The 21,294-nt window shown below is 71.2% G+C and carries 14 protein-coding genes and 1 other RNA gene; 11 read left to right on the top strand and 4 right to left on the bottom strand.

Annotated elements, in window-relative coordinates; all coding sequences use genetic code 11:
• Window positions 1-86: 86 nt before the first annotated feature.
• Together QP090_RS27845 and QP090_RS27840 are read left to right on the top strand one after the other, a co-directional pair.
• On the top strand, window positions 87-797 hold the full coding sequence (locus QP090_RS27845; RefSeq protein ID WP_285942378.1) for an HAD family hydrolase: 711 nt from the start codon (window positions 87-89) through the stop codon (window positions 795-797).
• Window positions 798-966: 169 nt separating this feature from the next.
• Window positions 967-2,925: an acetoacetate--CoA ligase gene (locus QP090_RS27840; protein ID WP_285942377.1), complete on the top strand. Its 1,959-nt coding sequence runs from the start codon at window positions 967-969 to the stop codon at window positions 2,923-2,925.
• A 6-nt stretch (window positions 2,926-2,931) separates the two neighbouring features.
• Here the strand turns inward: QP090_RS27840 and QP090_RS27835 are convergent, their stop codons facing one another.
• Entirely contained in the window at window positions 2,932-3,546 is a 615-nt protein-coding gene (locus QP090_RS27835; protein WP_285942376.1) for a hypothetical protein, read from the bottom strand.
• 292 nt (window positions 3,547-3,838) lie between these two features.
• Here QP090_RS27835 and QP090_RS27830 point away from each other — a divergent pair, with 292 nt between their 5' ends.
• Together QP090_RS27830 and QP090_RS27825 are read left to right on the top strand one after the other, a co-directional pair.
• Complete coding sequence (locus QP090_RS27830) at window positions 3,839-5,437, top strand: serine/threonine-protein kinase (RefSeq protein WP_285942375.1); 1,599 nt, start codon at window positions 3,839-3,841, stop codon at window positions 5,435-5,437.
• A gap of 198 nt (window positions 5,438-5,635) precedes the next feature.
• Window positions 5,636-10,495, top strand: coding sequence for an NAD-glutamate dehydrogenase (locus QP090_RS27825; protein ID WP_285942374.1), 4,860 nt, complete (start codon window positions 5,636-5,638; stop codon window positions 10,493-10,495).
• Window positions 10,496-10,669: 174 nt separating this feature from the next.
• Here the strand turns inward: QP090_RS27825 and QP090_RS27820 are convergent, their stop codons facing one another.
• Both QP090_RS27820 and prfB read right to left on the bottom strand, forming a co-directional pair.
• Window positions 10,670-11,635, bottom strand: a complete 966-nt coding sequence (locus tag QP090_RS27820) for a DUF8094 domain-containing protein (protein WP_285942373.1) — start codon at window positions 11,633-11,635, stop codon at window positions 10,670-10,672.
• Between the two features lie 124 nt (window positions 11,636-11,759).
• The gene (prfB, locus tag QP090_RS27815; RefSeq protein WP_285942372.1) at window positions 11,760-12,869 is read right to left on the bottom strand and encodes a peptide chain release factor 2; all 1,110 of its coding nucleotides are present in this window, start codon (window positions 12,867-12,869) and stop codon (window positions 11,760-11,762) included.
• 145 nt (window positions 12,870-13,014) lie between these two features.
• Here prfB and QP090_RS27810 point away from each other — a divergent pair, with 145 nt between their 5' ends.
• Complete coding sequence (locus QP090_RS27810) at window positions 13,015-14,073, top strand: DUF8094 domain-containing protein (protein ID WP_285942371.1); 1,059 nt, start codon at window positions 13,015-13,017, stop codon at window positions 14,071-14,073.
• Window positions 14,074-14,110: 37 nt separating this feature from the next.
• Here QP090_RS27810 and QP090_RS27805 read toward each other — a convergent pair whose 3' ends face one another.
• Complete coding sequence (locus tag QP090_RS27805; RefSeq protein WP_285942370.1) at window positions 14,111-14,293, bottom strand: hypothetical protein; 183 nt, start codon at window positions 14,291-14,293, stop codon at window positions 14,111-14,113.
• A 548-nt stretch (window positions 14,294-14,841) separates the two neighbouring features.
• Between QP090_RS27805 and ftsE the strand changes: the two genes are divergently transcribed.
• From ftsE to QP090_RS27775, 6 genes are all read left to right on the top strand, one after another.
• A complete protein-coding gene (gene ftsE, locus QP090_RS27800) occupies window positions 14,842-15,531 on the top strand; it encodes a cell division ATP-binding protein FtsE (protein ID WP_285942369.1) in 690 nt (229 codons plus the stop codon).
• A 145-nt stretch (window positions 15,532-15,676) separates the two neighbouring features.
• Entirely contained in the window at window positions 15,677-16,582 is a 906-nt protein-coding gene (gene ftsX, locus QP090_RS27795; protein ID WP_285942368.1) for a permease-like cell division protein FtsX, read from the top strand.
• A 304-nt stretch (window positions 16,583-16,886) separates the two neighbouring features.
• Window positions 16,887-17,360, top strand: coding sequence for an SsrA-binding protein SmpB (smpB, locus tag QP090_RS27790; RefSeq protein WP_285942367.1), 474 nt, complete (start codon window positions 16,887-16,889; stop codon window positions 17,358-17,360).
• 105 nt (window positions 17,361-17,465) lie between these two features.
• Window positions 17,466-19,388 carry a penicillin-binding transpeptidase domain-containing protein gene (locus tag QP090_RS27785; protein ID WP_285942366.1) on the top strand — a complete coding sequence of 641 codons (1,923 nt, stop codon included), beginning with the start codon at window positions 17,466-17,468 and terminating at the stop codon, window positions 19,386-19,388.
• 369 nt (window positions 19,389-19,757) lie between these two features.
• Window positions 19,758-20,130: a transfer-messenger RNA gene (ssrA, locus tag QP090_RS27780) on the top strand.
• A 755-nt stretch (window positions 20,131-20,885) separates the two neighbouring features.
• The gene (locus QP090_RS27775; protein ID WP_285942365.1) at window positions 20,886-21,272 is read left to right on the top strand and encodes an SCO5389 family protein; all 387 of its coding nucleotides are present in this window, start codon (window positions 20,886-20,888) and stop codon (window positions 21,270-21,272) included.
• Window positions 21,273-21,294 lie beyond the last annotated feature (22 nt).

Below are 21,294 nucleotides of genomic sequence, written 5' to 3'. Positions count from 1 at the left end.
AGGGCCGACGATAAGCTCGCCCGCACCGGCTGTGGTGCGGGCGGAGCCGGTGTCGCACGGCACCCTCGGACGCGCATGGGAACGGGATGTCGACGCTGAACCGTCTGGTGCTGTGGAACATCGATCACACGCTGGTGGACGTCGGACGGGTCACCAGGGAGTCCTACGCCGAGGCGTTCCAGCGCACCACCGGGCGCCCGCTGGTGCGGCTGCCGCCGACCCCGGGCCGGACCGAGTCCGAGCTCATCTTCGAGACGCTGGCGTTCAACGACGTGGTCACCACCGACGACCACCTGCCCGCGTTCATGACCGCGCTCGCCGAGGCGTTCGCCGCCCGCCGCGGCGACCTGCGGACGCACGGCCGGGTGCTGGCCGGGGCCCGCGAGGCCGTCGAGGCGCTGTCGCGCGTGCCGGGCCTGGTGCAGTCGGTGCTGACCGGGTCGGTCCGGCCGAACGCGGTGCTGAAACTGACCGAGCTGGGCCTGGCCGCGCACCTCGACCTCGACGGCGGCGGCTACGAGAACGGCGTCTACAGCAAGGCGGCGCTGCTGGAGCTGGCCCGCACCCGGGCGGCGGAGCGGCACGGCACGCCGTTCCCCGAGTCGACGACCGTCTACATCGCCGACTCGCCGCGCGACGTCCAGGCCGCGCACATCGCCGGATCCCCGATCATCGCGGTCGCCACCGGCAGCGCCACCGAGGCCGAGCTCCGCGCGGCGGGCGCCGACATCGTCCTGGCGACCCTGGCCGACACGCGCGCCCTGGTCACCGCCGTCGCCGACCTCACCCGGCTGTGACCGCCCGGACGAGCCTCCGCACCCGGCCGTGACCGTCTGACGGAGGCCCGTCATGGGAAGGTTCGGCGGAGACCCGGATCGTGATCGCGGAGCTTGCGCGGGCCGCCGGGCGGGCCCGATATTGGGAGAGGCCGCGCGACCCGCCGCGGCCTCCGGGAGGGAAGTGCACATGTCCGGTGACCAGCAGATCTCCGAGGGCGTACCGCTGTGGGAGCCCGCCGCGGACGTCGTCGCGAACGCACGGGTCACGCACTTCACGCACTGGCTGTGGGACCGGGGCGTGCTGACCGAGTCCTACGACGAGCTGTGGCGCTGGTCGGTGACCGAGGTCGACGCGTTCTGGGACGCGATCTGGAGCTACTTCGGCGTGGTCGGCGAGCGCGGCGACGGCCCGGTCCGGTCGGGCGGGCCGATGCCGGTCGACGGGCTGCGCTGGTTCCCGGGCGCGACGGTCAACTACGCCGCCAACGCGCTGCGGCACGCCGGGCGGACCCCGGACGACGCCGCCGTGGTGTTCCGGTCCGAGGCGGGCGGGCACCGGGTGCTGACGCACCGCGAGCTGGCCGCGCACGTCGCCGAGGTCCGCGCGGGCCTGGCCGCGCTGGGCGTCGGGAGGGGCGACCGGGTGGCGGCGTACCTGCCCAACATCCCCGAGGCGCTGATCTGCTTCCTGGCCGCCGCCTCGCTCGGCGCGATCTGGTCCTCGTGCTCCCCGGACTTCGGCTCGTCCTCGGTGATCGACCGGTTCGCCCAGATCGAGCCCAAGGTGCTGATCGCGGTCGACGGGTACGCCTACAACGGCCGCCGGTTCGACCGCCGCGCCGCCGTCGCCGAGATCGAGGCCGCCCTCCCCACGCTGAACGCGACCGTCCTGGTGCCCTACCTCGACCCGGCGGCGCGTCCGGACGGGCTGCGCCACGGGGTCGCCTACGCCGACCTGCCGCGGCCCGGCCACGCGATGGAGTTCGAGGACGTCCCGTTCGACCACCCGCTGTGGGTCGTGTACTCCTCGGGCACCACCGGCCTGCCCAAGCCGATCGTGCACGGCCACGGCGGCGTCGTCCTCGAACACCTCAAGGCGCTCTCCTTCCACCAGGACCTCGGGCCCGAGGACGTGTTCTGCTGGTACACCACCACCGGCTGGATGATGTGGAACTACCTCATCGGCGGCCTGCTGGTCGGCTCCACCGTCGTGATGTACGACGGCGCGCCCCTCGACCTGTGGAAGCTGGCCGCCGACACCGGCGTCACCTACCTGGGCGTCGGCGCCCCCTACATCCAGGCGTCGGTCAAGGACGGCCGCCGCCCCGGCGCGGAGTTCGACCTGTCGGCGCTGCGCGGCATCGGCTCCACCGGCTCGCCGCTGCCGCCCGAGGGGTTCGCCTGGGTGTACGACGCGGTCGGCGCGGACCTGCTGCTCGGCTCGTTCTCCGGCGGCACCGACCTGTGCACCGGCTTCGTCGGCCCCTCGCCGCTGCTGCCGCTGTACGCGGGCGTGATCCAGTGCCGCGGCCTCGGCGCCAAGGTCGAGGCCTACGACGACGCGGGCGAGCCCGTGCTGGACGAGGTCGGCGAGCTGGTCATCACCGAGCCGATGCCCTCGATGCCGGTGTCGTTCTGGGACGACCCGCGCGGCGAGCGCTACCGCGAGTCCTACTTCGACACCTACCCAGGCGTGTGGCGGCACGGCGACTGGATCAAGATCAGGCCGGACGGCGGCGCGGTCATCTACGGCCGCTCCGACTCCACCCTCAACCGCGGCGGCGTCCGGATGGGCACCTCCGACTTCTACCGGGTGGTCGAGGCGTTCGACGAGGTCGCCGACAGCCTGGTCATCGACACCGGCCGGCTCGGCCGCGAGGGCCGGCTGATCCTCTACGTCCAGCTCGGCGAGGGCGCCGAGCTGGACGACGACCTGACCGGACGGCTCAAGCGCGAGATCCGCTCGGCGCTGTCGCCCCGGCACGTCCCGGACGAGATCCACCGGGTGCCGGGCGTCCCGCGCACGCTGTCGGGGAAGAAGCTGGAGGTCCCGGTCCGCAAGATCCTGCTCGGCACGCCGGTCGACGAGGCCGCCAACCGCGACTCGATGGCCAACCCCGAGGTGCTCGAGCACTTCGTCCCCTGAGCGGGGTCAGGGGCGGCGGCGGGCGGCGTAGGCGAGGATGTCGCGGCGCCGGTAGAGGCGGCGGACGCGTCCGCCGCCGAGGGGCTCCTCGCGCGCCGGCTCGGGCCAGCCCGCGGGGGGCCGCCGGGGGTAGACGGTGACGCTCGTCTGCGCCAGCCCGAGGATGCGGGCCACCTCGGCGAGCGTGACCAGGTCGTCGGGATCGCCGCCGTCGTCGCCGTCCCGGTCGCCGTCCTCTTCGAGGGCGGCGTACCAGGCGTCCCATTCGGACGCGTCCCAGTAGAGGGCCTTGCCCGACCGGTGGGCGACCTCGGGGTGGCCGTTGGCGGCGCGTCCGGCCCAGAGTTGCTTGAGCCGGTGCCGGCTCAGGCCGTGCCGGGCGGCCAGCTCGTCGCGGGTCGCCAGCCCCGGCGGAACCCCCGGCGCCGCACCGCGGGACGCGTACCAGCGGTCCCATGCCTCAGCGTCCCAGACGAGCTGCGACCCGACCGTGCCGGCCGCGTCCGGGTGCCCGTTGGCGTCCCGTTCCCGGTACCACTTCTCCAGCGTGCTGCGGCCGAGGCCGTGCGCGGCCATCAGGTCGGCCCGGGTGTAGGCGCGGCGTCCGTCGAGCGCGGTCATCCCGGCATTCTCGCAGGGGCACGTTCTGAAATCTTCGGCGGAACGGCGGCCGACCTGGTGAGATGTCGTTCATGGTGAAAACCGCGGCCGAGACCGGAGGCGCCCGCCACTAAGGTGTATCCGAACCAGCCGTGACCGTGCGGAAGCCCCAGGTCGGATCGCGCTGTGCGGTCGGAGGGACGGGTGAACCTCCCCCGGGGCTCGGGCGTCACACAAGCGGAGCTTCGGCCCGTGCCGACCCGGACCGCGGTCCGTTCGGCCCGTTCGATTCGAGAGAGGGACGGTTCCCCACATGGAGGTTGCGGCACTGCGGCCCGGTGACCCGGAGCAGCTGGGGCCGTACGCCCTGATCGGACGGGTGGGTGAGGGCGGCCAGGGCGCGGTGTTCCTCGGCGAGGCCGAGGACGGCCGCCGGGTCGCGCTCAAGCTCCTGCACTCCGAGCTGACCTCCGACGACCGGGCCCGCGCCCGGTTCCTGCGCGAGCTGGAGGTCGCCAAGCGGGTCGCGCCGTTCTGCACCGCCCAGGTGATCGACGCCGACGCGACCGGCGACCGGCCCTACATCGTCAGCGAGTATGTGCCGGGGCCCTCGCTCAACGAGCACGTGCTGGAGTCGGGCCCGCTCACCGGGGCAGACCTCGACCGGCTGGCGGTCGGCACCGCCACCGCGCTCGCGGCGATCCACCAGGCCAAGATCATCCACCGTGACTTCAAGCCGCACAACGTGCTGATCGGCCCGGACGGGCCGCGCGTGATCGACTTCGGCGTGGCGCGGGCGATCAGCGGTTCCACCACGCTCACCAGCAAGGTGATCGGCACCCCGTCCTACATGGCGCCCGAGCAGTTGCAGGGCGACGAGATCGGCACCGCCGCCGACGTGTTCTGCTGGGCCGCGACGCTGGCGTTCGCGGCGACCGGCGAGCCGCCGTTCGGGCAGGACAGCATCCCGGCCGTCATCAACCGGATCCTGCACCAGGAGCCCGAGCTCGGCGGGCTCAGCGGGCCGCTGCGCGACCTGGTCGAGGACTGCATGAGCAAGGACGCGGCGCTCCGGCCGGGGGCCCGGCAGGTGCTGATGCGGCTGCTCGGCCACGACGAGGCGGCGGCCCCGGCCGCCGAGAGCCCGAATCCGGCCGCCGCCGCGCTGGCGGACGACGACACCGACGGCACCGCGATGCTGGAGGTCGGCAGCGTGCTGGCCGCCCAGGCGCCCATCGCCGCCGGATTCGAGCCCGACCCGGATTCCGACCCGGGCTTCGACCCGGGCACCGGCTTCGACCGCGACCGCGACTATGACCATGGCCTCGCCTCCGTGGCGGACCCGGGCGCCGGCGGCGAGCCCGCGCGGCTGCCGAGCCCGGCCGAGTGGGCGGCGCAGAACACCCTGCCCAGGGGCGCGGCGGGCGGCGGCAACCCGCTCCGCGCCGCCCTGGCCGGACGGCACCGTCCCGCCGTGCTGGCCGGCGCGGGCGCGCTCATCATCGCGGTCGTGGTCGCCTCGGTGGCGCTGGCGCTCGGCTCGGGCGACAAGGGCAAGGCGGGGCAGACGGTCGGCGACCCGAGCGACAGCCCGCTGCCGACCAGCCAGACCGCGGTGCCGAGCCCGGTCCGCACGCACAGCTACGTCCCCGTGGACCCCGAACCGCCGGTCACCGAGACGCCCACCGAGCCGGGCCCGTCGACCGAGGTGCCGACGAGCCCGGCCGAGACGGGCCCGCCGACCGAGGAGACCCCGACCGACCCGCCGACCACGCCGACCGACCCCCCGACCACGCCGACCAAGAGCCCTGACCCGACGACCGAGCCCCCGGACGAGCCCGGCACCGAAACCCCCGTCACCCCGGGCGGACGGGGCCAGGGCACGGGCGCCGCGGCCCTGCCGCAGGGCTGATCCGGCCGGCCCCCGGACCCGCGCGGTGATCAACCGATTACGTTGATCACGGTGAGTCGGGTCCGGCGGGCTGGCAGGGTGGTGAGGACCACGTACACCTCGCGCTCAAGCAGGTCGGCTTTCGGATGATTCCTGACTACGCTGACCCAGTGAGCAGCGCCACAACGAGGTGGCGAAGGGTCTCATAGGGGAGTGTTGATGGGCGGCAAGCTCGAACAAGCGAAGGACGATCTGCTCCGGAGGGCGGCGGAGACCTGCGCCCAGCCGCCGGGCGGGTCCGGCGGCGATCTGGAGGAGGCGGTCGCCTACCTCCGGCTCTACTACCGCCATGTGGCGCCCGAGGATCTGCTCGCCCGCGACCCGGCCGACATCTACGGGCCCGCGATGGCGCACCGCAGGCTCGGCGAGGAACGGCCCCAGGGGCGCGCGAAGGCCCGGGTCTTCACCCCCTCGGTCGAGGAGAACGGCTGGGACCCGGGGCACACCATCGTGCAGATCGTCACCGACGACATGCCGTTCCTGGTCGACTCGGTGACGATGGAGCTGAGCCGGCACCAGCTGGCCACCCACCTGATCGTCCACCCGCTGCTCGGCGTCGACCGCGACGTGGCCGGGCACCTGCGCGCGTTCCGCGGCAAGCTCGACGGCGACGGCGACGGCGACGGCGACGGCGACGGCGTCGAGTCGTGGATGCACATCGAGATCGACCGCACCAGCGACCGGGCCCTGCTCGACCGGCTCGAACGCGACCTGCTGCGGGTGCTGAACGACGTGCGGGTCGCGGTCGAGGACGCGCCGCGGATGCGGGCCCGCGCCGCCGAGATCGCCGCCGAGATCGGGACGAACCCGCCGCCGCTGCCGGCCAAGGAGCGCGACGAGGGCGTCGAGCTGCTCGAGTGGCTCGGCGACGGGCACTTCACCTTCCTCGGCTACCGCGACTACACCCTCACCGAGGACGGCGCCGCGCTGCGCCCCGAGCCGGGCACCGGCTTCGGCATCCTGCGCAACGACAAGCATGAGTCCGGCAGCTTCGCCGCGCTGCCGCCCGAGGTCCGCGAGAAGGCCACCGAGAAGCACCTGCTCGTGCTGACCAAGGCCAACTCCCGGTCCACCGTGCACCGCTCGGCCTACCTCGACTACATCGGCGTGAAGAAGTTCGACGCGGCCGGCGAGGTGATCGGCGAGCGCCGGTTCCTCGGCCTGTTCACGCACGTCGCCTACAGCGAGTCGATCGCGCACATCCCGGTGCTCAAGGGCAAGCTCGACGAGGCGCTGCGGCTCGCCGGGTTCAGCCCCGACAGCTACGACGGCCAGGACCTGATCGAGATCCTGGAGAGCTACCCGCGCGACGAGCTGTTCCAGATCTCCGTCGACGACCTGCTGAAGATCGCGCTCGGCGTGCTGCGGCTGCGCGAGCGCCGCCAGCTCAAGCTGTTCCTGCGCAAGGACCTGTACGGCCGGTTCATGTCGTGCATGGTGTACCTGCCGCGGGACCGCTACACCACCAAGATCCGGCTGCGCATCCAGGAGCTCCTGCGCCGCGCGTTCGACGGCGTCAGCGTCGACTACAGCGCCAACGTGACCGAGTCGATGCTGGCCCGGCTGCACGTGGTCGTGCGCGGCGAGCGCGGCCGGCCGCTGCCGATCGTCGACGTCGACGAGCTGGAGGCGCGGCTCGCGTCCGCGACCCGGTCGTGGGAGGACGACCTGTCCGACGCGATCGTCGAGCAGTGCGGAGAGGAACGTTCCGGAGTCTTCGGTCGCCGCTACGGCGACGCGTTCCCCGAGGGCTACAAGGCCGACTTCCCGGCCCGTACGGCCGTCTCCGACCTGCGCCGGCTCGACGAGCTCACCGAGGACGCCGACACCTCGATCAGCCTGTACGAGCCGTTCAACGCCGAGCCCGGCGAGCGCCGGCTGAAGATCTACCGGCTGGGCGAGCCGATCTCGCTGTCCCGGGTGCTGCCGCTGCTCCAGAACATGGGCGTCGAGGTGATCGACGAGCGGCCCTACGAGATCATGCCGGCCGACCGGCGCCGCGCCTGGGTCTACGACCTCGGGCTGCGCTACGAGCCGCCGGCCGGCACCGCCGAGGAGGCCGTCAAGGAGCTGTTCCAGGACGCGTTCATCGCGCTCTGGCGCGGTGAGATCGAGAACGACGGCTTCAACGCGCTGGTCCTGCACGTCGGGCTCAACTGGCGGCAGGCGATGATCCTGCGCGCCTACGCCCTCTACCTGCGGCAGACCGGCACCACCTTCTCCAAGCGCTACATCGAGCAGGTGCTGCTGGGGAACGCGCAGATCACCCGGCTGCTGATCCGGCTGTGGGAGAGCCGCCTCGACCCGTCCATCGCGGGCGGGCACGAGGAGCGCAGCGCCGGCATCGCCGAGGAGCTGAACGGCAAGCTCGACGAGGTCGCCAGCCTCGACGAGGACCGCATCCTGCGCGCCTACCTGGCGATGATCCAGGCGACCCTGCGCACCAACCACTACCAGCGCAAGCCCTACCTGGCGCTGAAGTTCGACCCCGGGCGGATCCCGGACCTGCCGCTGCCCCGGCCCAACTTCGAGATCTTCGTGTACTCGCCGACGGTCGAGGGCGTGCACCTGCGCTTCGGCTCGGTCGCCCGCGGCGGGCTGCGCTGGTCGGACCGGCGCGAGGACTTCCGCACCGAGATCCTCGGGCTGGCCAAGGCGCAGGCGGTGAAGAACACCGTGATCGTCCCGGCCGGTGCCAAGGGCGGCTTCGTGGGCAAGCAGCTGCCCGACCCGTCCGCCGACCGCGAGGCCTACATCCAGGCCGGGATCGCCTGCTACAAGGACTTCATCTCCGGGCTGCTCGACCTCACCGACAACCTGGTCGACGGCGAGGTGGTGCCGCCCGAGAAGGTGGTGCGGCACGACGCCGACGACACCTACCTGGTCGTCGCCGCGGACAAGGGCACCGCCACGTTCTCCGACCTCGCCAACGAGGTCGCCGCGTCCTACGGCTACTGGCTCGGCGACGCGTTCGCCTCCGGCGGCTCGGTCGGCTACGACCACAAGGGCATGGGCATCACCGCGCGCGGCGCGTGGGAGTCGGTGAAGTACCACTTCCGCTCGCTCGGCAAGGACATTCAGAACGAGCCGTTCACCGTCGTCGGCGTCGGCGACATGTCCGGTGACGTGTTCGGCAACGGCATGCTCCTGTCGGAGCACACCCGGCTGGTCGCCGCGTTTGACCACCGGCACATCTTCATCGACCCCGACCCCGACGCCGCCCGCTCCTTCCAGGAGCGCAGGCGGATGTTCGAGCTGCCGCGCAGCTCCTGGGCCGACTACGACGCCTCGCTGATCTCCAAGGGCGGCGGGGTGTTCCCGCGCACCGCCAAGTCGATCAAGCTGACCGGGCAGATCCGGGCCGCGCTCGGCATCGCCGAGGAGGTCAAGGCGCTCACCCCGTTCGAGCTGATCCGCGCGGCGCTGAGCGCGCCGGTCGACCTGCTCTGGAACGGCGGCATCGGCACCTACGTCAAGGCCGCCTCCGAGAACAACGCCGACGTGGGCGACAAGGCCAACGACCCGGTCCGGGTCGACGGCGGCACGCTGCGCTGCAAGGTGGTCGGCGAGGGCGGCAACCTCGGCGTCACCCAGCTCGGCCGGATCGAGTTCGCCCGCACCGGCGGACTGATCAACACCGACTTCATCGACAACTCCGCCGGGGTGGACACCTCCGACCACGAGGTCAACATCAAGATCCTGCTCGACCAGGTGGTCCGCGACGGCGAGCTGACCCGCAAGCAGCGCGACCACCTGCTGTACGAGATGACCGACGAGGTCGGCGGGCTCGTGCTGGGCGACAACTACGCGCAGAACGTGGTGCTCGCCGCCGCCCGCGCGCAGGCCGCGGGCCTGCTGCACGTGCACGCCCGCTACCTGCGCCGGCTGGAGCGGTCCGGCAGCCTCAAGCGCCGGCTGGAGTCTCTGCCCGACGACAAGGCGCTCGCCGAGCGGCGGCAGACCGGCGACGGGCTGACCAGCCCCGAGTTCGCCGTCCTGCTGGCCTACGCCAAGCTCACGCTGGACCAGGAGATGGTCGCCTCCGACCTCGCCGACGACCCCTACCTGGAGTCGTGGCTGGTCGACTACTTCCCGACCCCGCTGCGCGAGCGGTTCCAGGGCCACATGGACCGGCACCCGCTGCGCCGCGAGATCATCACCACCGCGGTGGTGAACGACGTGGTCAACAACTCCGGCACCACGTTCGTGTTCCGGATGAACGAGGAGACCGGCGCGTCGTCGTCCGACATCGCCCGCGCCTACCTGGTCGCCCGCGAGGTCTTCGACATGCCGCGGTTCTGGCGCAGCGTCGAGGGCCTGTCGCACCAGGTCGACGAGTCCACCCAGATCGCGATGCTGCTGGAGGCGCGCAAGCTCACCGAGCGCGGCGCCCGCTGGCTGCTGCACAACCGGCGGCCTCCGTTCGACATCCGCGAGACGATCGACTTCTTCGCCCCCGGCGCGGTCGCGCTCGGCCCGCAGCTCCCCAAGCTGCTGGTCGGCCTCGACCTGGCCGCGTTCGAGCAGCGCCGCGACGGCTTCGCCGAACTGGGCGTGCCGGACGAGCTGGCCGAGCAGTGCGCGATGCTGGTCGCCGCCTACTCCACCTTCGACCTGGTGGAGATCGCGCATGACAGCGGCCGGCCGGTGGAGGAGGTCGCCGAGGTCTACTTCGACCTGGCCGACCGGCTCCAGCTCTCCCGGCTGCGCGAGCGGATCATCGCGCTGCCGCGCGACGACCGGTGGCGCTCGATGGCCCGCTCGGCGCTCCGCGACGACCTGTACGCCGCGCACGCCGCGCTGACCAGGGACGTGCTGCTGAGCAGCCTGCCCGGCGCGCTGCCCGAGGAGCGCATGGGGCACTGGGGCGACAAGAACCAGACCGCGGTGTCGCGGGCCCAGCAGACGCTCAGCGAGATCTGGGAGAGCGACAGCTTCGACCTGGCCACCCTGTCGGTGGCGCTCGGCTCGATCCGCACCCTGGTCACCGCGAGCGCCCTGCCCACCACCGAGGCGTGAGCACCGCGCCCGCCGGACGGTCCTGCGACCATCCGGCGGGCGCCGCCGCGGCCGGCGACCGGACCACCCGGCACCACGAGCGCGAATCTGCGCATTCTAGGAAAGACGCCGGGTGCCGGTGCGGGGCCGCTGCAGCGGTCAAGAAGAGCGGAATCGCACCGGCACCCGACGAGATCAGGAGCCCCGGACGGCGATGGCCTTGCGGTACATGCCGGCGACCGTGGCGCGGCCCTCGGGTGGAACGGTGGCCAGATACTGGACCAGCACGGTGGTGTCCATCCGCCTCCTGGCGGCCCGGGCCGGGACGAGCCCGACCAGGTCACCGCTCACTGCCAGCCTGCCCCGCCTGGCGCTGGTGTACGCCTCGTTCTGCCGGACGAGGTACCAGACCAGGGCGCCGCGGTCCTTGGTGCGCAGCGCGTAGACCGGGGACGGCGCGGCGCTGAACCGGGAGGCGAGCGCCACCCCGGCGCGCTTGAGGTCGGCCTGGCCCTGCCGGAGCGCGCCGTACGCCTCGTCGGTCTTGGGACCGGGGGCCAGCACGGCCGCACCGGGCGCCGCCGGGCCGGAGGTGAGCAGCGCGGCGTGCGCCGCCGCGAGACCGGCGGGCGGCACCGCCAGCCCCTCGGCCCCGGGCTTGACCGGCGTGGCGTAGCCGCCGGGGTCGAGCGCGACCCGGCTCAGCGCGGCGTCGGCGGGGAACGGGTCGGCGGTCAGCAGCCACGGCTCCCCGGGCCGGGCCTGGGTGAACAGCAGCGCGTGCCGCAGCGCCCGCCCGCCCTGCCCGGTGACCGCGGCGGCGGCGAACCAGCGCGGGTAGCCGGCCATCCGGGGGATGTAGAACTCGGGCTTGGCGAACGCCAGGGCGGGCGACCTCTGCCGGGAGGCCCGCCGGAACTTGAACGCGGCGGTGTCCATCGCGAGCTGGGGATCGGCCTGGACAGCGGGTAGCGCGGCGCCGTCGAGGTTCGCACCGGCCCTGGCCACCGCGGCGGTGTACCGGTCGAGCACCCGCCGCGCCTGGTCCTTGGTGAGCGCGGGAGGTTCGGCGCCCGCCGAGGAGTCGCTCCCGCAGGCCGCCGTGGCGGCGAGCAGGAACGACGGCAGCAGCAGTGCGGTGCCGACGGTGCGTGCGGGCATACAGGCCCCCGAAGGAGAGGCGGTCCGATCCACTCGAAATTCTCGCAGAGTGATCGAGTGATCACGTAGCGAATTCGAAATGAGCGCTATGTTTCGGACGCCCCTCCGGGGGCCTGAAGCCTGTCTAGCCGGCCTCCTGCTGCCGCATCCAGCGGATCTCGGCCTCGATGAACTCGTCGATCTCGCCGTCGAGCACCGCGGTCGGGTTGCCCACCTCGACGCCGGTGCGCAGGTCCTTGACGATCTGGTACGGATGCAGAACGTAGTTGCGGATCTGCGTGCCCCAGCTACTGGTGCCCTCGCCGCGCAGCTGCGACATCGCGGCGGCCTCCTCCTGCCGCTTGCGCTCCAGCAGCTTGGCCTGGAGCACGTTCATCGCCGTGGCCTTGTTCTGGAGCTGGCTGCGCTCGTTCTGGCAGGAGACCACGATCCCGGACGGGATGTGGGTGATGCGCACCGCCGAGTCGGTGGTGTTGACGCCCTGGCCGCCGGGGCCCGAGGACCGGTAGACGTCGATGCGCAGCTCGCTCTCGTCGATGTCGACGTGGTCGCTCTGCTCCACCACCGGCACGACGTCGAGCCCCGCGAACGAGGTCTGCCGCCGTCCCTGGTTGTCGAACGGCGAGATGCGCACCAGGCGGTGCGTGCCGTGCTCGCCGCGCAGCGTGCCGTAGGCGTAGGGGGCCCTCACCGTGAAGGTGGTCGACTTGATGCCGGCCTCTTCGGCGAAGGAGGTCTCGTAGATCTCGGTCGGGTAGCCGTGCCGCTCGGCCCAGCGCAGGTACATCCGCTGGAGCTGCTGGGCCCAGTCGGCGGCGTCCACCCCGCCCGCCTGGGCGTTGATGGTCACCAGCGCGGCCCGCTCGTCGTACTCGCCCGACATCAGGGTGCGCACTTCGAGCTGCTGGACCGCCTTGTGCAGCCCGGCCAGCTCGTCGTCGGCCTCCTTGCGGGCGTCGGCGTCCTCCATCTCGCGCGCGAGTTCGTAGAGCGTGCCGGCGTCGTCGAGGCGCTGGCGCAGGGCCTCGACCTTGCCCAGCTCGCTCTCGAGGTACGACAGCCGTCGCGTCACCGACTGGGCGCGCTCCTGGTCGTTCCACAGGTCCGGGTCGGCCGACTGCTCGCGCAGCTCGGCGATGTCGCGCCGCATGCCGTCGAGATCCAGCACCTGCTCGATGCCGGCGAGGGTCGAGCCGAGCTCCTTGAGCTGATCTTCGGGTTCGATTCCTGCCACGCTCTCGAGCCTATCGTCGTCGCGGAGTGCCCGAGCGTCCGCACAATACCCTGTGAGTGGCAGAATCACGCTCATCATCACGGGTCATCGTCGCGGAACCGGTTCCGCTCGGACGAGCCAAGCGGAAGGGCCGGGGGTAGCGGCGGTGCAGAGGACCACGCGGGCGGTGGCGGCGGCGGTGTTGCTGCTGGCGGCCCCGCTCGCCGGCGCGGGTTGCGCCGACAGCAAGTCCGAGGCGCGCCCGAGCCCCGTCCCCACCCTCTCGCCGCCGGTGCCGGTGGACCTCACCCCGCGGGTCGCCGAGCGCCAGTTCCGCACCTACGTGACCAACGAGGACGTGGCCCGGTCGGCGGGGGACGAGCGGCTCGCGCTCACCTGGACCTCCGACGGCCAGTCGGCGATCACCGCCGCCGACTTCCGCAGGGCGGCGTTCGACGGCGACCCGGTCGAGCGGTACGAGTACGGCGAGGCGAAGCTGTACGTGCCGAAGCTGAAGCCCGAGTCCTATCCCCAGTGGTTCGTGGCGTCGGTGCCGCGCACCGTCCAGGGCAAGAAGAAGAGCACCCGCACCGCGCTGATGGCGTTCATGCTGCGCGGCGCGTCCGACCGCTGGCGGCTCAGCCTGACCACGCTCCTGGCGCCCAAGGCCAGGGAGCCCAAGGTGCTGATCGACCGCGACGGGTACGCGACGCCGCTGGCGACCGGCGACGACTCGGTGCTGATCCGGCCCCGCGACGTGCCGGGCATCCAGGCGACGATCGCCTCGGAGGGCCCCGGCAGCGTGGCTGCCAAGGTGATGAGGTCCGGACCCGTCACGACCGGGTACTACCGGCAGACGAACGTGGCCAGGAAGAAGGCCAGGGCCAAGGACCTGGTCCTCCAGCTCGTCTACACGGCGACGCCTTACCAGTACTTCCCGCTGCGCACCCTGCACGGCGGCGGGATGGTGCTCTACTCGATGTTCCGCAGCAGCGTCATCGGCACGCCGGACGGCTCGACGGAGAAGCCGCCGATCCCGCCGGAGGCCGCCCACCTGCTGGACGGCACCGTCGAGGGCACCGTGATCAACATGGCGGAGACGCTCCAGTTCGCCACCTACGTCCCGGGCACGGTCAAGGGCGGCAAGTCGCAGCCGAAGGCCGACGTGGTCGCCAACACCGGAGCGGTCACCAAGGCGAGCACGCCGCCCATCAAGAAGCCCTGAGCCCTGCCGGGCGGCTACGAGCGGCCCGGGCGTGCCGTCAGTACACCCGCTGGAGCACCAGGGCCGCGAACAGCGCCACGACGAGCACGGCCAGAACCAGGTACGGCGAGAGGGAAGGGCCGTGCCGGTGCATCTCGGAACGGGCAGCCCGGCAAGTGGGGCAGCGCGCCTCGGCCACCGGATGCGAGCACTGAGCGCAGATCAGATGTTCGCAGCTCATGGGGCTGCCTCTCCTCATAGGGAAGTTCCTGTCACTGAGAACTTTAGGTGCTATTCCGCGGTATTCCGTCTGCCCCGACTGTAAAGTCCTGATGCAAGCCGGGGCCGGCTGGGTCGAGGTGGTCGAGTCCCACCTCTACACTGCACGAGGGCCGAACGGTCGACGACCGTGCGGCCCGGGAGTCCCCGCCGGTGCGCGGCGCTTGACCGCCGGACACCGGCACCGGATGCCCACCCCTGGAGCCCATCGCCCGTGGCTCGAGGCCTGGACCGGCAGATCGTGCCCGCCATCGCAGGCGCGCATCGGCTGGATCGGCGCATGTATGATGCCGCCCCAGCAGGGTGACGGACCACTCGGGCGCCTCTCGTCTCGGCGCCCGCCGGACCGTGATCCCCGGCCGACGGCCGGTTCGTGGCCACAGGTTCACGAACTGCTACGGAAAAACTACAGTCCGCTCCTGGGGACGACAAGATAGAAGACGCGATTCCTCCCGTTCGTGACCGCGCGGGTCCTTCGCAAGAATGGTGCTGAACCGCCGTGATGCAGCCGTGATCCACTTCGACAACGTCACCAAGGCCTACCCGACCCAGAACCGGCCAGCCCTGCAACATGTGAACGTCGCCATCGAGAAGGGCGAGTTCCTGTTCCTGGTGGGCCCGTCGGGATCCGGTAAGTCGACCTTCCTGCGCCTCGTGCTGAAAGAGGAGCGTCCTTCCCAGGGGCACGTGCACGTGGCGGGCAAGGACCTGAGCAGGCTGAGCAACTGGAAGGTGCCGCACCTGCGCCGCAGGATCGGGTGCGTGTTCCAGGACTTCCGGCTGCTCCCCAACAAGAACGTCTTCGAGAACGTCGCGTTCGCCCTCGAGGTGATCGGCAAGCCGCGGCGCTTCATCGGCAAGGTGGTCCCCGAGGTCATCGACCTGGTCGGGCTGGAGGGCAAGGCGCACCGGATGCCGGACGAGCTGTCCGGCGGTGAGCAGCAGCGCGTCGCGATCGCGCGGGCCTTCGTCAACCGGCCGATGATCCTGCTCGCCGACGAGCCGACCGGGAACATCGACCCGGCCACCTCGATCGGCATCATGAAGGTGCTGGACCGGATCAACCGGACCGGCACCACCGTCGTCATGGCCACCCACGACGCCGCGATCGTCGACGCGTTCCGCAAGCGCGTCGTCGAGCTGGAGGACGGCCGCGTCGTCCGCGACCAGTCGCGCGGCGTTTACGGTCAGGCGTACTGAGCGGGTACCGTCCCCCTCCCAACTGAACCCGCGGCTCGGGCACGGTCGTACGACTCCCCGGACGTACCGACAACCGGACGTATGACAACCAGCCCGCATCGGGGCACACCGCCCGCGGGACAACGGCGATCAAGGACAGCGAGGCATGCGCGCACAGTTCGTCTTCCAGGAGATCTGGATCGGTCTCCGCCGGAACCTCACGATGACGATCTCCCTCGTCATCACCGTCGCCATCGCCATGGCACTCTTCGGCACCGGCCTGCTGATCAGGAGCCAGGTCGACTCGTCCAAGAGCTACTGGTACGACCGGATCGAGGTCTCGGTCTTCCTGTGCGCCAAGACCAGTTCCACGCCGTCGTGCTCCAGGCGGGACGTCACCGACCAGCAGAAGCAGGTCATCGAGGGCCAGCTGAAGAAGCTGCCGCAGGTGGCCGGCGTCGAGTACGAGAACAAGGAGCAGGCGTTCAAGCGCTTCAAGGAGCGCTTCTCCGGCTCCCCGGGCTTCGTGGAGAGCACCCAGCAGGGTGACATTCCCGACTCGTACCGAATCAAGCTGAAGAACCCCGAGCAGTACGAAGAGGTGGCCAAGGTCGCCCGCTCGCTCGGCGGGGTGGATCAGGTGATCAACGAGCGGGAGATCCTGAAGCGGTTCTTCAACATCCTGAACGGGTTGCAGGGCGCCGCGCTGCTGATCGCGCTGATCCAGGTGATCGCCGCGGTGCTGCTGGTCGGCAACACCGTCCGGCTGTCGGCGTTCAACCGGCGCCGGGAGACCGGGATCATGCGGCTGGTCGGCGCGTCCAACACCTATATCCAGATGCCCTTCATCCTGGAGGGCGCGATCGCCGGCCTGATCGGCGGGTTGTTCGCCTCGGTGTTGCTGATCTTCAGTAAGAAGCTGCTGATCGACCGGCTCGCCGGGAACGTGGAGATGGTCAGCCAGCTCGGCTGGAGCACGGTGGTCTACGTCATCATCGTGTCGATCTGCTTCGGCGTGCTGCTCTGCGCCGCGGCGTCCTTCCTCACGCTGCGCCGCTACCTGCGGATCTGACGCCCGTCCGGCCGCTCTCGCCCGGTCGGCCCGTCCCGCCGCGCCGGCCACCGGCCGCGCCGCCGGGACGGGGCCGGACCCCCGGCGCGCCCGCGACGGTCCGATGATCATAGGATCGGCTGCCTGGGTGACGGGCCGCGGGTCGCTACCGCACCCCCGACGGCCGTAACCTCGACGGGGTCGGAACCGAACCCGGCGTGGCGGTCTCCGCGGACCGCCCGCCCAGAGCGTCCGGGCGGCGCGCCCACCGGGTGCCGCGCGGGCGGTTCGTCACGCTGCCTGACAAGGACCGAGGCTGATTTACGTGTCACGTGAGACAGGGCGCAAGCTCATCGCCCAGAACAAGCGTGCCCGTTACGACTTCCACATCGACGACACCTGGGAAGCCGGCATGGTGCTGATGGGCACCGAGGTCAAGGCGCTGCGCGCCGGCCGCGCCTCGCTCGCCGACGGCTACGCCCACGTGATGGACGGCGAGGTGTGGCTGGAGCACGTGCACATCCCCGAGTACACCCAGGGGACCTGGACCAACCACGCCCCCCGGCGGCGCCGCAAGCTGCTGCTGAACAAGCGCGAGATCCAGAAGATCATCGCCAAGTCGTCCGAACCGGGATGGACGCTGATCCCGCTGGCGCTGTACTTCAAGGACGGTAAGGCCAAGGTCGAGATCGGCCTGGCCCGTGGTAAGAAGGCCTACGACAAACGCCAGGCCCTCGCCAAGCGGGAAGCCGACCGCGAGATGCAGAAGGCGGCGTCGGCCCGGTTCAGGAGACGGTGAAGGGTGTCGATGAGCAACCGAGGCCGGAGGCGTGCCCCGCGCAGGGCGGCGTCGACGGGCGGAGTCGTCCGGGGCCCGCACGGTCCGCATCCGCTGCGACGGCGGGTGATCTCGGCGACCGCCGGCGTCGTGCTCGTCGCCGGCACCACGGCCGGCTGCTTCGCGGAGCCCTCCGCGATGCCCACCGTCCGCGACTTCCTGATCGCCTGGCAGGTGGGCAACTACAAGGCCGCCGCCGCCAAGACGACCGGGGCCGCGCAGAGCGCGGTGGCCAACGCGCTCGGTGAGGTCCGCGGGCAGCTCGACGCCGCGTCCCTGAAGCTGGCCCTCGGCGTGCCGCCCGAGTCGGGCCGCGACTCCGGCGAGGGCCCCAAGGCGATCGAGAAGAAGGGCGAGACCGCCCGCGCCCGCTTCTCGGTCAAGGTCGACCTCGGCGAGAACGGCCAGCCCTGGACCTACACCGGCCTGATGAGCCTCAAGCGGATCGGCGGCCAGTGGAAGGTGGTCTGGGACCCCTCGATCATCAACCCCGCGCTCAAGCCCGGCCAGCGGCTGGCCGTGGTGACCGAGGTCGCGCCGCGTGGTGCGATCAAGGACCGCAACGACCGTACGCTGCTGCGCAAGGTCAACGCCGTCAACATCGGGGTCTACCCGGGCCGGCTCAAGGACCCGCAGGCCACCGTGGACGCCCTCGCCAAGGGCACCAAGATCGACGGAGGCCGGAAGCTGGACGCCGAGCGGCTGCTCGGCCGGGTCCGCTCCGCCCCTCCGCAGAAGTTCCTGCCGCTGCTGACCTTGCAGCGGCCCACGCACAACCTGCTGATCGCCAGGCTTCAGCAGATCCCCGACGTGCGCGCCGAGGCCGTCCAGGCCCCGATCGCGCCATTGCAGGCGCCCGAGCTCGTCGGCGGCCTCGGCCCGGCCACCGCCGACCGGCTCCAGCAGGTCGGCGCGCCGTACCAGCCGGGCGACACCATCGGCGTCAGCGGGCTGCAACTGCTCCAGCAGCGCCGGCTGGCCGGGACGCCCACGGTCCGCGTCGTCGCCCAGGACCCGCTCGGCCGCAACGTCGCCGAGCTGAAGTCCTGGACGGGCCAGCCCCCGGCCGGGCTCGGCACCACCATCGACCCGAAGATGCAGGCCCGCGCCGACCAGGCGCTGGCCGGGCTGCCGGTGACCGCGTCCATGGTGGCGCTGCGGCCGAGCACCGGCGAGGTGTGGGCGGTGGCCAACCACGGGTCGGCCGGCCGGAACCTGGCCATGGAGGGCAGCTACCCGCCCGGCATGACGTTCGGGATCATCTCGGCCGAGGCGGTGCTGCGCAGCGGCGTCTCGCAGGCCACCAAGTTCGACTGCCCCGCCACCGCGAACGTGGGCGGTCAGACGATCACCAACCCGTCCAAGCAGGGGCGTCCCGCGTCGAGCCTCCAGAACGACTTCGCGTTCTCGTGCGCGACGACGCTGGCGCAGCTCAGCGGCAAGCTCGACGCCGCCACCCTGCTCGGGGAGGCCGGCCGGTTCGGGATCGGCAAGAGCTGGGGGCTGTCGGTGCCGCACTTCGCCGGCAGCGTGCCCACGCCCGCCAACGACGCCGAGAAGGCCGCCCTCGCGGTGGGGCAGGGCAAGGTCCAGGTGAGCCCGCTGTCGATGGCACTGGTCGCCGCCGCCGCCGAGAACGGCGCCTGGAAGCCCCCGTACCTGACCAAGGACACCGGCGAGCCCAAGAACTCGCTGATCCAGCCGATCGACTCGCTGCCGCTGAGCGACCTCAAGAAGCTCCTGCGGCGCTCGGTCACCGTCGGCACCGCCCACGAGGCCAACACCGCGGGGGGAAGCGTCTCGGGCGTGGCGGCCTCGGTCGACTACCAGGAGGGCGGCCGTACCAAGACCGTGTCGTGGTTCGTGGGGTCGCGCGGCGACCTGGCGTTCGCCGTCGCGATCGAGGGCAAGTACTCGGCGTCCAAGATCGCGGCCAAGTTCCTGACCGGCACCGCGACGGCCGGCAAGACCGCCGCGTCCGCCCGCTAGGATCGCCGTCCGGACGGGCCGTTCCCACAGGTTCCATGGTCACCGTCGCGGTTTTGTGATCTCTTTGCCCGGGAGGGCGCAACCTCCCCGGGCCGCGCGAGCGTCTTCACAGGTGATCGGGACTCCGCTTCGGGGGGTTGCGGACCCCGGTCGCCGTGATGAGACCAGAGCCTCGTCTCGGGGGAGGCTCTGCCGTCCGGACCGGCCCGACCCTGCCGGTCGGCCCCGGTGGGCACGACGCGATCGTCGCCCACCGGGGCGTCACTTTCTCCGGACCCCCCCGGCCCCGGGAATCCCGTTGGCGTCCCGCGCGTTATGCCTGTAGCGTCTGCTGCGGGTGCTCCGGCATCCGCGTTGACAACTCAACATGGGGGTGACCGGCTTCGACTTCGGTCGATCGAGCCAGGGGAAGCGGGTCGAGGGTTGCTGTCGTGACCTCGTAAATCCTGTGACAGCAAAACAAAAACTGCCAACAAGAAGCAGTCCGAGTTCGCTCTCGCCGCCTGAGCGAGTAGCGAACTCTGTCAGCCCGGGAGAGTCTCCGACCCGGGGTCTGGCATCGTAAGGAGACTTCACCGCCCGACCCGGTCGCGGGGTCGGTAGGGACACCTAACAGCGACTGAGCCCGTCGGCGACTTGCCTGCATGAGCGCCGGGACTGAGAAAACGCCTAGCAGGCTGCACCCGGAGAAGCCCTGACTCATTACCGAAGGACGCGGGTTCGATTCCCGCCACCTCCACCCATGAAGAAGCCGCCGGCCAGAGCACATCTGGTCGGCGGCTTCTTGCGTGTGCGCCCACTTACGCCCACTCCATGAATCCTTCTGGAGGACCTCGGCGGCCTGGACGGACGCCACGCTGCGCCCCATGTTCACGTCCTGCGTCACCGACGGCTTGGCGAGCCCACAGCCTCACGCCTAGGCCGTGTTTCCAAGCCCGGCCCGGTGTCCTCGCCTGGCGGCTCGGACGCCGACCGTGCTTGGGCGAGCGCGACATCGCTTCGCGATCTGGCCGGTGGGGCTCGCCTCCGGCATCGCCCCACCGGCCAGATAACGCGCTCACGCGACGCCCGAGGCACTTTGAGACAGGCCCTAGCTCACCGCCCAGCGCTGGCCGGCGCCGCCGTTGCAGGCCTGCCCGACAACAGGCTCGTTAGCGACGTAGTGGCTCAGGCACTGGCCGGTGTGCGCATTCTTCGGCGTCCTGGCCACAGCGGCCTCAGAGCTGGTGGCGACGGCAGCACCCACCGGTACAGCGGTGAGAGCGGAAACAGTGAGGGCGGCCGAGACGCACGCGAGACGGTTCACCATCAACTTCAGTGACGATAAGCGACCGATTGGCAACTCATTGTAATGGCGGGTGGCTGTCGTGCGAGAGGCGATCGCCGTGACCGCACGACGACCAGGGGAGGTCGAAAGCTGTCTGTTCGGTTAGATCTCCGGACCCGGGGTGGACGGGGGACCTTGGTATGCCTAGCCTCCAAAGCGGAGGTGAGGGTATGTCTCTTACTGTTTCCCCCGAACTGCTAAAAAAGGCGCAGAACGGGAAGGTCGGGCATGATGAGTTCATCGCGTGCATCGCCGAGTCCCTGCCCTACGCGTGGGGGATGGTCACGCGGCTGGTCGGCGAGCTGAAGGACGGCGGCGAGGAAGGCGTCCAGAACCTCACGGTCCCCGAGACCGAGGAACAGTGGGGCCAGATGTTCCGGATGTTCTCCAGTGACTCGATGCGCAACGCGATCCAGCGGCACTTCGGCGTGCGCCTGGCGTTCCAGAACTGCTGCAAGCCGGGCGTCTTCCGGCCGGACGCCAAGGACGCCTACGAGGCGTTCGTGTCGCCGGAGGCGCAGCTCCTCAACCAGGACCCGACTCTCGTCAACTGCTGACGGGGCCGGCTGAGAACGCCCT

It is taken from the genome of Actinomadura xylanilytica (assembly GCF_030283145.1).
In the GTDB taxonomy this organism is placed as follows: Bacteria; Actinomycetota; Actinomycetes; order Streptosporangiales; family Streptosporangiaceae; genus Spirillospora; species Spirillospora xylanilytica.
This window is presented reverse-complemented; position numbering and strand designations above follow the sequence as displayed.